The following is a 12,330-nucleotide window of genomic DNA, read 5'->3' on the forward strand; positions in this document are numbered from 1 at the left end:
GCACCGCCCACGCTATTTGCGCTCAGGCTTGTTACCGGTAAAGAGTTGCATCCAAAACAGGATTTCCATTCCAATGCCCAGAACTAAAAATCCCAATGCGCCACTTAGTTGACCAAACAGGTAGCACACCAAAGCAGTAATCAGCAGCGCGCTTAACAGCAAAAACCTGTGCAGTCGTTTCATTCTGTCATACCTGAAAATGGAAGCAGGGGAGTGTTAACCTCTCCCCTGATATCCAGTTACGAGTTGGCCAAAAAGTCTTGGGCAAAGCGCTGCAGCACGCCGCCGGCCTCATAAATCGAGACTTCTTCGGCGGTATCGAGGCGACACTTCACCGGCACCTCCAGAGTTTGACCATCAGTCTTGTTCACCAGCAAGGTGAGGGTCGCACCCGGCATGCGCTCGCCGATGACATCGAAGGTTTCAGTGCCATCGATACCCAATGTCTTGCGGGTGGTGCCCGGCAAAAACTCCAGTGGCAGCACACCCATGCCAATCAGGTTGGTGCGGTGAATACGCTCAAAACCTTCAGCAACAATGGCTTCGACACCGGCCAGACGCACACCCTTTGCGGCCCAGTCACGGCTGGAGCCCTGACCATAGTCGGCGCCGGCGATAATGCACAGCGGCTGCTTTCTTTCCATATAGGTTTCAATGGCTTCCCACATACGGGTCACCTTGCCTTCCGGCTCGATACGCGCCAGTGAGCCCTGCTTTACTTGTTTAGCGCCATCCGGGCCATCTTTGAGCACCATTTCATTAAACAGCTTGGGGTTGGCAAAAGTGGCGCGCTGGGCGGTCAGGTGATCGCCCCTGTGGGTGGCGTAAGAGTTAAAGTCCTCTTCCGGCAGACCCATCTTTGCCAGATATTCACCGGCGGCGGAGCTGGCCAGAATCGCGTTGGAAGGTGACAGGTGATCTGTGGTGATATTGTCACCCAGCACCGCCAGCGGCCGCATGCCTTTGAGCGACCGTTCACCCGCCAGCGCACCTTCCCAGTAGGGCGGACGGCGGATATAGGTGCTCTGTGGGCGCCACTGATACAGGGGGTCATTGTGCTCACCATAGTCGACACTCAAATCGAACATGGGCTCGTACACTTTGCGGAACTGCTCAGGCTTAACGCATTCTTTAATGACTGCATCGATCTCTTCATCCGATGGCCAGAGATCCTTGAGGGTCACCGGCTTGCCATTGGCGTCTGTGCCCAGCACATCTTTTTCGATATCAAAGCGCACGCTGCCGGCAATGGCGTAGGCCACTACCAATGGCGGTGATGCCAGAAACGCCTGCTTGGCATAGGGATGGATACGGCCATCGAAGTTGCGGTTGCCGGATAGTACGGCGGTGGCATACAGATCCCGATCGATCACTTCCTGCTGGATCCTGGGATCCAATGCACCGCTCATGCCGTTACAGGTGGTGCAGGCAAAGGCGACAATGCCAAAGCCCAGCGCCTCCAGATGAGACAGCAGACCGGCTTCTTTAAGATACAGTTCTACCGCTTTGGAGCCGGGGGCCAATGAGGTTTTTACCCAGGGCTTGCGCACCAGACCTTTTTGCACCGCGTTGCGGGCCAACAGGCCTGCGGCAATCACGTTGCGCGGGTTACTGGTGTTGGTGCAGCTGGTGATGGCGGCGATGATTACCGCGCCGTCGGGCATTTCGCCCTGGGTCTCGGTAAAGGGTTTGGCGATGCCTTTTTCTGCCAGGGTGCTGGTGGCGACCCGGGCGTGCGGGTTGGACGGCCCGGCCACATTGCGCACCACGCTGGACAGATCAAACTCAAGCACGCGCTCGTACTCGGCGTTCTGCAGGGTATCGGCCCACAGTCCTGTCTGTCTGGCGTACTGCTCGACCAAAGCCACTTGCTTGTCGTCACGGCCGGTGAGCTTAAGGTAATCAATGGTGGCCTTGTCGATATAGAACATGGCCGCCGTGGCGCCATATTCCGGGGTCATGTTGGAGATGGTGGCGCGATCGCCCAGGGTGAGCGCAGCAGCGCCTTCACCGAAGAACTCCAGATAGGCGCCCACCACCCGCTCTTTACGCAAAAACTCGGTCAGTGCCAGCACGATATCTGTGGCGGTAATGCCGGGCTGTGGTTTACCTGTCAGCTCCACGCCGACGATATCCGGCAGACGCATCCAGGAGGCGCGGCCCAGCATCACGCTTTCGGCTTCGAGGCCACCTACACCGATGGCAATCACGCCCAGTGCATCCACATGGGGGGTGTGGCTGTCGGTGCCAACACAGGTGTCGGGGAAGGCGATACCGTCACGCACCTGAATAACCGGTGACATCTTCTCCAGATTGATCTGGTGCATGATGCCGTTGCCCGGCGGGATCACATCCACATTACGGAAGGCAGTCTTGGTCCAGTTGATAAAGTGGAATCTGTCATCGTTGCGTCTGTCTTCGATGGCGCGGTTTTTCTCGAAAGCATCTTGCTCAAAGCCGGCATGTTCCACCGCCAGCGAGTGATCCACAATCAGTTGGGTTGGCACCACAGGGTTGACCTTGGCCGGATCGCCGCCTTTGTCGGCGATGGCATCACGCAGACCGGCTAAGTCCACCAATGCAGTTTGGCCGAGAATGTCGTGGCACACCACACGGGCGGGGAACCAGGGGAAGTCCAGATCGCGCTTGCGATCTATGATCTGTTTCAGGGAATCGGTAAGCGTGTTTGGGTCGCAGCGACGCACCAGGTTTTCGGCCAGCACCCGGGAGGTGTAGGGCAGTTTGTCATAGGCGCCGGGGCTGATGGCATCCACCGCCTCGCGGGTGTCGAAATAGCTGAGATCTGTGCCCGGCAGGGGCTTGCGATACAGGGTGTTTACAGGAGTCGTCATAGCATCATCCACACATCAGGATCGAAAAGGGCAGGCGCTCAGGCCGTTGGGAAGCCGCGCCTGCCATCAAAATGGCGCGGTTAACTGTCGTTTTGATTGGATGACAGTCACCGCGTTGGGTCATTAACCACGCTGGGCGATTGGCGTTACGACCCTTGGCTCTACCCCCACATAGTCGGCGCTTGGGCGAATAATGCGGTTATTGCTGCGCTGTTCCATCACGTGAGCGGCCCAGCCGGTCAGGCGCGAACATACGAAAATAGGGGTAAACAGCTTGGTGGGTATGCCCATGAAGTGGTACGCGCTGGCGTGGAAGAAGTCGGCGTTACAGAACAGTTTCTTCTCATCCCACATCAGCTCTTCGCAGGCAACTGACACATCGTACAGGCGGCTATCACCATATTTATCGGCCAGTTTGGCAGACCACTCTTTAATGATGGCATTGCGCGGATCTGACTCGCGGTAGATGGCATGACCAAAGCCCATGATCTTCTCTTTACGCTCCAGCATGCCTTTGAGGGTGGCTTTAGCGTCGGCGGCATCCTTCATGTCCTGAATGAGCTCCATGGCCGCTTCGTTGGCGCCGCCGTGCAGCGGGCCGCGCAGCGAGCCAATGGCACCGGTAATGCAGGAATGCATATCCGACAGGGTGGAGGCGCACACGCGGGCAGTAAAGGTCGAGGCATTGAACTCATGCTCGGCATAGAGGATGAGGGAGGCGCTCATCACATCGGCATGCAACTGGGATGGCTTCTTGCCGTGCAGCAGGTGCAGGAAGTGGGCGCCAATTTCGTCGTCATCGGTTTCGGTTTCAATGCGCACGCCATCATGGCTGAAGCGATACCAGTAACAGATGATGGACGGGAAGGCGGCCAGCAAACGGTCGGCCACTTTGCTCTGCTCGCTGAAGTCCTGCTCGGTTTCCAGGTTGCCCAGCATGGAGCATCCGGTACGCATCACATCCATGGGGTGTGAGTCGGCGGGGATGCGCTCCAGCACATCTTTCAGCGCCTGAGGCAGGCTACGCAGGCCTTTGAGCTTCTGACGATAAGCATCCAGCTGAGCCTGAGTTGGCAGTTCACCGTAGAGGATCAAATAAGCGACTTCCTCAAAGCGGGTGTTGGCCGCCAGATCCTTGATGTCATAACCACGATAGGTCAGGCCTGAACCTGATTTACCCACGGTACTCAGTGCGGTTTCACCGGCAGACTGACCACGCAGACCTGCACCACCTAATTTCTTGTCGACCATTGCTGTTTCCCTCTTTGCGTTCGTTCTTATGTCGCTTTGGTATGTGCCAAAACAATGTCAGCAACGACATCGGGCTTCTTGCCCCTGCTGCTGTGGCCGGCTGTCATCCCCGGAGGATGGCGCCGACTCTGTGTTTTAAGTTGCTGTCACCGGCTTATTTGCTTTCGCTGAATAACTGATCCAGCTTGGCTTCAAAATCGTGATATCCCAGGAACTGATACAGCTCAGTGCGGGTTTGCATCTTGTCCACCACGGCGCGCTGGTGGCCGTCTTTAAGCAGCGCCTGCATCACTTCCAGGGCGGCCTTGTTGGCGGCGCGGAAGGTGCTCAGCGGATACAGCACCATGTCGGCGCCGGCATCGGCCAGTTGAGTGGTGGAGAACAGTTCGGTCTGACCAAACTCAGTCATGTTGGCCAGAATGGGCGCTTTGACCGCTTCGCGAAAACGGGTGTACTGATTAAGCTCAGTCAGGGCTTCGGCGAAAATCATATCGGCACCGGCTTCCAGATAGGCCTGAGCGCGCGCGATACCGGCTTCCAGTCCTTCCACGGCCACCGCATCGGTGCGGGCCATAATCACGAAGTTATCGTCGGTGCGGGCATCGACGGCAGCCTTGATGCGATCCACCATCTCCTCAGTGCTGACCACGGCTTTATTTGGTCTGTGACCACAGCGCTTCTGCGCCACCTGATCTTCCATGTGCACGGCTGCCACTCCGGCTTTCTCAAACTCTTTGATGGTGCGGGCGATATTGAAGGCGCCGCCCCAGCCGGTGTCGATATCCACCAGCAGCGGTACATGGGTGGCTGAGGTGATACGTCCGGCGTCGATCAGCACATCATTCATTGAGGTCATGCCCAGATCCGGCAATCCGTAGGAGGCGTTGGCGACACCGGCACCGGACAGATACAGCGCCTGAGCACCGGTTTGCTCGGCCATTTTGGCGAAGTAAGCATTCATGGTGCCAATAATCTGCAGTGGTTTGGCGTTGGCCAGTGCCTGGCGGAATCGTAATCCTGCGCTCATTGTGTGTTCCTTATTCATTGAGTGACGACAGGCCGTCGGCCTGTTGCATGGCTTTGAGTTTGTGTTCGGTACTGATGCGGCCGCGCTCGATATGGCGGCGCATCAACAGGGCGGCCAACTCGCCATCACCCTGAGCGATGGCTTCGACTATGGCCCTGTGCTCGGCGATGGCTTCTGTCGGGCGTTTGCGGCTGGAGGTTTGAAAACGGTACATACGCAGCAGGTGATACAGGCCGCCCATCAGGGTTTCCTGCAGGTGGCGGTTGCCGCTGGCCTGAATAATCTGGTAGTGAAAATCCACATCCCCCTGCTGTTGAAAATAGGGGTCGTCGCTGGCGAGTGCTGCCTGCTGGTGGTCAATCAGCTCTCTGAGTTTAGCCAGCTGCGCATTACTGATGTGTTTGGCGGCCAGTTCACAGGCCATAGCTTCGAGCACGCTGCGCAGCTGATACAGTTCATTAAGCTCTGCGACGGTGAGGCGGGCCACCCGGGCGCCGATATGGGGGGCGCGTACCACCAGTCGCTGACGCTCCAGCGCCAGCAGGGCTTCCCGCGCCGGGCCGCGGCTGATGCCGAAGCGCTCGGCGATATCCTGCTCGTTGATTTTACTGCCGGGGGGGATGTCACCTTTGATGATGCCGGTTTGCAATTCGGCCAGCACCTGATCAACCAGTCGACCGGGCTTAGCCTGCATCATCTGCTCTTTTGGTATCACGCCTGAATCCATAGCATCCCCCTGAAGTGGTGGCTAAAAATTAGCCCTGGACGCATTCGTTGTCAACAATGAATTAACCTGTTGGTAACTGTTTTACCTATTAATCACATATAAACCGTTGAAAATAATGGGTTGAATCATGTTTATTCGACTTTCGATAAATTGCATTGTTGACAATAGTTCGGTAGGAAAATCAGGTTATGCTGTGTCCTGTATGAAGTCAGTCCAGTTAGGAGAGCGTGGCGCAGATGGAAAAAATACTGATCAGCAGTTGTCTGCTTGGCAATCAAGTGCGTTATGACGGCGGAGACAATCGCCTGACCGAATCCTGTATTGCCAAGTGGCAGGCACAGGGACGACTGTGTGTTATCTGTCCTGAGGTCAGTGGTGGACTGCCGACCCCCAGGGCACCTGCGGAGCAGCGCGGCGGGCAGGTGATCACCTGTGATGGGCAGGATGTGACGGCCCAGTTTCACCTTGGCGCCAATCTGGCTTTGGCAGTTGCTCAGGCAGAGGGGGTGAAAATGGCCATCCTCAAAGCCCGCAGTCCTTCCTGTGGCAGCATGCGGATTTATGATGGCAGCTTCAGTCGCACCCTGACAGACGGAGATGGATTAACCGCGGCAGCGTTGAAGCAAGCCGGGATTCGGGTGTTCAGTGAGCTGGAGTTGGATGAAGCGCAGCTGTATCTGGAACAGCTGGACGCCGAGTGCCACTAACCTAAGTACCACTAACCTGAGTGCTACTGATTCTGAAGGCGACAAGACGTGTTCGGTATCGGGAGCCGGGCTCAGATTAAGTTGCTTAGACTGTGACACCGGGGGAGGACCGCATTGCCTGTCGCACAATGGCTGCAGGCAATGCATTTTGACGAGAACTCAGGCGCTCAACCCGGTTATCCGGATTGCGCCGTATCAATGGCTTAATGGCTTGGTGTTTGCTCTGCCAGTCTGGGATAGCTGTCAGTGTTGGCACCATATTCCAGCAGCAACTGATGGATCTGTTCATCTTTGTCACGCCAGACGCCGTTAAGCCAGCGCTGGAAGCTGGCGCGGTATTCGGCGTTACTGAAGTATTGTTCAGCATCCACTTCGGGTACCGGCATGGCGTCAACCCGCACAACGACCCTGCCTACTTTGCCCTGCATGGCACCTGCCAGAATATCTTTGGGGGCATCGGGATACACCACAGTGACGTTCAGCAGATTGGTAAACTGCGGCCCCATGGCGGACAGCGCAAAGGCGATGCCACCGGCTTTGGGTTTGAGCAGGTAGCGATATGGCGACTTCTGGCGGCGGCGCTTGTCCTCGGTGAAGCGGCTGCCTTCCACATAGTTCATGATACTGGTGGGGATGTCGCGGAATTTCTCGCAGGCCTCGCGGGTCGCTTCGAGATCTTTTCCCTTGAGTTTCGGGTTCTTCTTGAGTTTGGCAGCGCTGGTGCGGTTCATAAAGGGCATATCCAGTGCCCAGCAGCCCAGTCCCAAAATTGGCACATACAGCAGCTCTTTCTTGAGGAAAAACTTGAGCATGGGAATGTGATTGCGCAGCACATAGGTTTGCGCCGCAATATCAAAACCGCTGAGGTGGTTGCTGATCACCAGATACCAGGCATTGCTATCCAGATTATCCAGTCCCTGCACATCCCATTCAATTCTGGCGATCAGTTTAAGAATGCCACCATTGCCGGTCGCCCAGGCCCACAGGCAGCGATTCATCAGGCGGGACAGCGCCAGCCGTCCGGTGTGCCAGGGCACGAACAGTTTGAGAATGCCGCCAATGGAAATCAGCCCGCCCCACAGCACTGTATTGATGACCAGCAGAATACTGCTGAGTGCAAATAGAATCGGTCCCGGTAAAAAGTTCAGCATAGTAATTCTAACCTCGCTCAGTATCAGCCTGCCTGAAGCTGGCCGAGCACTTCGTCCTTGTGCTGCCAAATATGATTCAGCTGTTCCTGGAATTGCTTTTTGAAGGCCTTGTCGTTTTGATAGTCGCCCCGCATGCTGGCACCTATTTCACGCAATTCAATATGCACACGAATGTCGCCACCATTGCCACTGATGTAATCCCAAAAACTGGGTACTCCCTGGGTGTAACAAATGGTCACATCCAGCAGTTTATCGATTTCTTCCATGGCCGACAAAGCAAATGCCATTCCACCGGCCTTGGGCCGCAGCAGATGCTGGAAGGGGGAACCCTGTTTGCGGTGTTTCACCGGTTGAAAGCGGGTGCCTTCAACGAAGTTCATCACGCTCACCGGCTGATGCTTGAACTTGGCGCAGGCCTTGCGGGTAATCTCAATATCCTTGCCTTTCAATTTGGGATTTTTTTTCAGCTGGCCCGTGGAGTAGCGCCGCATAAAGGGAAAATCCAGCGCCCACCAGGCCAGGCCCAGTACCGGCACATAGATGAGTTCCTGCTTGAGGAAGAACTTCAGAAACGGGATCTTGCCGTTAAAGATCCGCTGCAGGATCAGGATGTCGACCCAGGACTGGTGGTTGGCGATCACCATGTACCACTGATCTTTGCTCAGCTGAACGTCACCGGTGATCGTCAGTTTGACCGGATGGAAGTGCTTTTCCATAAAGCTGTTGCAGCTGATCCAGCCGCTGGCGAGCGCATCCAGTATCCGGCTGCACAGACGGCGCAGCGCCGGGATCGGCAAGAGTTTCAGCACGCTTACCATTAACAGCGGGGTGGCCCAGAACAGCGTGTTGAAAACATATCCTAAAAAAACCACGCTCCCCCTGAGCTGAGACAACAGCCTCGTCATCCGGTATCTCCTGACAAAATTGGGAGCACTATGTTACTTGCAGGAAGGCGTTTGCTCAATTACCCAAGCGGCTTTGGCTGGGCCGACCAGCAGATAACCGGCATTCGGCGGGCAATCCGGATGAAAGTGGCAAAATAAAAATTTTGACTGTTATCCTGGCAACAATGCCTCAATCGCTCCGGTGAGCTTGTCCGGGGTCTCTGTCGGGGCATACCGTTTTATTTGCTGCCCATCCGGGCCTATCAGGAATTTGGTGAAATTCCACTTGATAGATTTAGACCCCATCAGCCCTGGCGCGGCCTGTTTGAGGTATTGATACAGAGGATGGGCATTTTCACCATTGACCTCAATTTTGGCGAACATGGGAAAGCTGACGCCATAATTGAGCTGACAAAATTGAGCGATATCAGACTCGCTGCCGGGGTCCTGATTGGCAAACTGGTTGCAGGGGAAACCCAGTATGACCAGGCCCTGCTCTTTGTATTGTTGATACAGATCTTCCAGGCCCCGGAACTGGGGAGTTAATCCGCATTTACTGGCGGTGTTGACGATAAGCATCACTTTCCCCCGATATTCTCCGAGGCTTCGGGGGTCACCTGAAATCGTGGTGACATTGAAATCGTAAATAGCACTCATGAGATTTTCCTGCGTGTTCAGACAATTGGGATATTGCCAATATACCCGAATTGCGTGGCATTGGATCAGCCTGAGTCTGCGCCGGTTGGTATTGGCTGTTCGGGCGATTGTCGCCCGGCGCTGCCGGGAGTAGCTTGCTGATATTGGCACAAGCGGGAGTCGACTATGGAAACTAAGGGGAAAGGCTGGTTTATCTGGGTATTGCTGCTGGCGGTGCTGGCACCCACTCTGCTGCTGGCATGGACGCATCTGGTCAATGTCGCTGAGTCAAAAACGGATGAATCAAAGATCAGGGTGATGATCATTGGCAGTCATCACTTCAGCAATCCGGGACAGGATGTACACAATACCCGCGCGGACGACATGCAGTCACCGGCAAGACAGGCTCAGCTGCAACAAATGGTGGAGCAGTTGCTGGCTTACCATCCTACCATGGTGGCGGTCGAGCGACTGTCGGAGCGTCCGGATCTGAGTTTGCCACAATACGAAGGATTCACTGCCGGGCAACTGACGGATCCCCGTTTTACCAGCGAAACTGCCCAGCTGGGATACCGTCTGGCGCTGGCCGCCGGGTTGTCGGTGGTATATGGCATTGATGAACAGCCACAGGAGAATGAACCCGATTATTTTCCTTACGGTGAGCTGCAGGCCGCAGCGGCCCAGAATGCCCAGCGGTATCTGCTGGATAACGCGGCGGCCACCACCCAGGCATTTATCCGCGAATTTGAGCGTCGTCAGGCACAGGATTCGATCGCCGGATTGCTGTTGTGGCTTAACCAGGCTGACATGATCGACATCCAGCATCAGCCATACATGCAATTTCTGTTGATCGGTGACAACGAAGAGCAGGCCGGTGCAGATCTGAATGCCATGTGGTATCTGCGCAATGCCAAGATTTTCAGCAAATTGATGCACCAGGCCAAACCCGGTGACAATGTGGTGGTGATCTTCGGTTCCGGCCACAGCTATTGGCTGAGGCAGCTTGCCCGCCAGAGCCCCAATGTGGAATGGGTCGAGCTGGCGGACTATGTGACCCCCTGAAAAGGGGAGGCAGGACGACGCTGCTTAGCTCTGACCGCAGCCGCGATAGTTTTTCTTTAGACAATCTTCCGCCATCTTCTGGGCATCGCGAATGTCACCGAATTTCATGGTGTGATTGAGGATCTCGACGATCTCATCACCGGCGCCACCGTTGTAGAAGGACAGGTTGGCCCACATGTAAGCCAGTTTTTCATCCTTGGCGATGCCTTTACCCAGGGCATACATGATGGCCAGATTGTTCTGTGCCATGGCATTACCTTGTTCTGCAGCCTTCTGGAACCAGTTGACTGCCTGCTCATGGTTAACGTCTGTGCCCTTGCCGTTGGTCAGCATCATACCCAGGTTCAGCTGAGCTTCAGCATGACCCTGTTTGGCCGCCTTTTCATAAAATGCCAGTGCCTGAGCATCATCCTGTGCCAGGTTGATGCCGTTTTCATACATATTACCCAGGCGGAACTGTGCACCGGGTTGATCCTGTTTGGCAGCCTTTTCAAACCATTTTACCGCTTCGCTCTGATTTTGCTCCACGCCCCGTCCGAGTGTGTAGCTGATGGCCAGATCATACTGAGCCTGGGCATGGCCCTGCTCGGCAGCTTTGGTAAACCACTGTGCCGCTTGCTGGTTATCCAGTGATACGCCACGGCTGCGGGCATACATGACACCCAGTTGATACTGGGCTTCGGCATTTCCTTGTTCCGCCAGCGTCTGCAACGACTGGGCGGCCTGTTGGTACTGGCCTTGTTCGATAAGGTTCATGGAGTCCTGCAGCGAAGCTGCAGAGGCGGCCGCTGACAGACACAGGGCCGCAAGGGTGGTTAATGTTCTTTTCATAGCAGTTGCGGTTACTCTGTATTAGATGGTTCTAACTAATTGTTTGTAATGATTTTATCACTGGATGGTTGGCGAAAATGCGTCACTGCATCCAGTTTTGTATTTGCCTGATGTACTAAACCCGTGCTTTTGGGCGATTGAGCATGGTCACCGGGATTTTTTATGCTGACTCTTCAAACGGAGGAAGCCTGATGAATAAATTGATGGGTCTGGGATGGGGTGTGATCTTCAGCAGTGCGGCAATAGCGGTTGATATGCCAAGGGATATGCAGCGGGATTTACCTTCCGTGCAACAGCTTAAAAACCTGCAGGAGATCATGCTGCAGATAGAGCAGGGCAAATTGCTGGTGCCTGAGTTAGTGCTGGATAAACAGCAGCTGCAACAAATGGATAATGGCAAGCTATTGCAAGCGCTGGCGGGGGATTTGGTGACCCCTGAGCTGCAGGGGCAGTTTGAGCAATTCTTTAATGGCTGCCCGGCTTGCCGGGATATCGTGATTGCCACCGGGTTTCGCCCCAGGGCTGGCACGACGGTGAATCTTGATGCTCTGTGTCAGCTGCAGTGCGGCAAGATCTGCGGCGGGGAGAGCAATCCATGATGAGGTTGATTGCTGCGGTGCTATTGCTGCTGTTGTCCGGTGCAGTCCGGGCGGATGTTGCGGCCAGTCAGTTGCAGGAAAGCTGGTATCAGACCTGTATGGCCACTGAGACCGCCAAGCTTGAGTTGGAGCTGGCTTCGCTGAAAGCCGATTTGGCGCTCAAACAGGCACTTAATCAAAATGCGCTGGAGGCGCTGCAATTTCAGGCGATGCAAACCATGGCAATCAGCGCTGTGGTCTTGCTGATGGTGATCTTTGGTTTGTGGCTCAGCTACTTGCAGTTCAGACGTGATGAAGCCGATGGCGGTCAGGTTAACGAGCTGAAAATTGGCAGTGCCGGTGTCAGCATCAGTTCGCAGGTCATCGGCCTGATTATTCTGGTGATTGCGTTCTGGTTTTTCTCGGCTTATGTGGACAAGGTTTACAAACTGGACACCAGTCAGCTGGATCTTGCTGCACAAACCATCGCGCCGGCTGAGCCTGTGGTCTCCACGGCGGATACCGGGCCGCGGAGTGGCGTGCAGTATGTGTTGGTCGGCGGGGGACCTTGTCAATCTGCCGGGTAATTGGCCGGATGTGATAAAAAACAAGGTTGGCCTGAGC

The 12,330-nt window shown here is 55.4% G+C and carries 13 protein-coding genes; 4 read left to right on the forward strand and 9 right to left on the reverse strand.

What is annotated here, in order from left to right; translation table 11 throughout:
* Window positions 1-12: 12 nt before the first annotated feature.
* The 5 genes from ACRRUX_RS14960 to ACRRUX_RS14980 all read right to left on the reverse strand — a co-directional run bounded on the left by ACRRUX_RS14960 (window position 13) and on the right by ACRRUX_RS14980 (window position 5,857).
* Window positions 13-183 (reverse strand): hypothetical protein, encoded by a 171-nt coding sequence (locus ACRRUX_RS14960; RefSeq protein WP_432531748.1) that lies wholly within the window; start codon window positions 181-183, stop codon window positions 13-15.
* 56 nt (window positions 184-239) lie between these two features.
* Window positions 240-2,852, reverse strand: coding sequence for a Fe/S-dependent 2-methylisocitrate dehydratase AcnD (gene acnD, locus ACRRUX_RS14965; protein WP_432531750.1), 2,613 nt, complete (start codon window positions 2,850-2,852; stop codon window positions 240-242).
* Between the two features lie 123 nt (window positions 2,853-2,975).
* Complete coding sequence (prpC, locus tag ACRRUX_RS14970; RefSeq protein ID WP_432531752.1) at window positions 2,976-4,103, reverse strand: bifunctional 2-methylcitrate synthase/citrate synthase; 1,128 nt, start codon at window positions 4,101-4,103, stop codon at window positions 2,976-2,978.
* A 154-nt stretch (window positions 4,104-4,257) separates the two neighbouring features.
* Complete coding sequence (gene prpB / locus ACRRUX_RS14975; protein WP_432531754.1) at window positions 4,258-5,130, reverse strand: methylisocitrate lyase; 873 nt, start codon at window positions 5,128-5,130, stop codon at window positions 4,258-4,260.
* A gap of 10 nt (window positions 5,131-5,140) precedes the next feature.
* On the reverse strand, window positions 5,141-5,857 hold the full coding sequence (locus tag ACRRUX_RS14980; protein ID WP_432531756.1) for a GntR family transcriptional regulator: 717 nt from the start codon (window positions 5,855-5,857) through the stop codon (window positions 5,141-5,143).
* Window positions 5,858-6,093: 236 nt separating this feature from the next.
* Between ACRRUX_RS14980 and ACRRUX_RS14985 the strand changes: the two genes are divergently transcribed.
* A complete protein-coding gene (locus ACRRUX_RS14985; protein WP_432531758.1) occupies window positions 6,094-6,564 on the forward strand; it encodes a DUF523 domain-containing protein in 471 nt (156 codons plus the stop codon).
* A 203-nt stretch (window positions 6,565-6,767) separates the two neighbouring features.
* Here ACRRUX_RS14985 and ACRRUX_RS14990 read toward each other — a convergent pair whose 3' ends face one another.
* The 3 genes from ACRRUX_RS14990 to ACRRUX_RS15000 all read right to left on the reverse strand — a co-directional run bounded on the left by ACRRUX_RS14990 (window position 6,768) and on the right by ACRRUX_RS15000 (window position 9,256).
* Window positions 6,768-7,715: an acyltransferase gene (locus tag ACRRUX_RS14990; RefSeq protein WP_432531760.1), complete on the reverse strand. Its 948-nt coding sequence runs from the start codon at window positions 7,713-7,715 to the stop codon at window positions 6,768-6,770.
* Window positions 7,716-7,738: 23 nt separating this feature from the next.
* Window positions 7,739-8,620: an acyltransferase gene (locus ACRRUX_RS14995; protein ID WP_432531762.1), complete on the reverse strand. Its 882-nt coding sequence runs from the start codon at window positions 8,618-8,620 to the stop codon at window positions 7,739-7,741.
* A 150-nt stretch (window positions 8,621-8,770) separates the two neighbouring features.
* Window positions 8,771-9,256 carry a glutathione peroxidase gene (locus ACRRUX_RS15000; RefSeq protein ID WP_432531764.1) on the reverse strand — a complete coding sequence of 162 codons (486 nt, stop codon included), beginning with the start codon at window positions 9,254-9,256 and terminating at the stop codon, window positions 8,771-8,773.
* A 165-nt stretch (window positions 9,257-9,421) separates the two neighbouring features.
* Here ACRRUX_RS15000 and ACRRUX_RS15005 point away from each other — a divergent pair, with 165 nt between their 5' ends.
* The gene (locus ACRRUX_RS15005) at window positions 9,422-10,297 is read left to right on the forward strand and encodes a DUF5694 domain-containing protein (RefSeq protein WP_432531766.1); all 876 of its coding nucleotides are present in this window, start codon (window positions 9,422-9,424) and stop codon (window positions 10,295-10,297) included.
* A 24-nt stretch (window positions 10,298-10,321) separates the two neighbouring features.
* On the opposite strand, the gene ACRRUX_RS15010 is transcribed toward ACRRUX_RS15005, so the two are convergent.
* Window positions 10,322-11,128: a tetratricopeptide repeat protein gene (locus ACRRUX_RS15010; RefSeq protein WP_432531768.1), complete on the reverse strand. Its 807-nt coding sequence runs from the start codon at window positions 11,126-11,128 to the stop codon at window positions 10,322-10,324.
* A gap of 191 nt (window positions 11,129-11,319) precedes the next feature.
* Between ACRRUX_RS15010 and ACRRUX_RS15015 the strand changes: the two genes are divergently transcribed.
* Together ACRRUX_RS15015 and ACRRUX_RS15020 are read left to right on the forward strand one after the other, a co-directional pair.
* Entirely contained in the window at window positions 11,320-11,727 is a 408-nt protein-coding gene (locus tag ACRRUX_RS15015) for a hypothetical protein (protein WP_432531770.1), read from the forward strand.
* Window positions 11,724-12,293: a hypothetical protein gene (locus tag ACRRUX_RS15020; protein ID WP_432531772.1), complete on the forward strand. Its 570-nt coding sequence runs from the start codon at window positions 11,724-11,726 to the stop codon at window positions 12,291-12,293. Before ACRRUX_RS15015 ends, ACRRUX_RS15020 begins: the two co-directional genes overlap by 4 nt.
* Window positions 12,294-12,330 lie beyond the last annotated feature (37 nt).

It is taken from the genome of Shewanella sp. GXUN23E, assembly GCF_050865035.1.
Classification (GTDB): Bacteria; Pseudomonadota; Gammaproteobacteria; order Enterobacterales; family Shewanellaceae; genus Shewanella.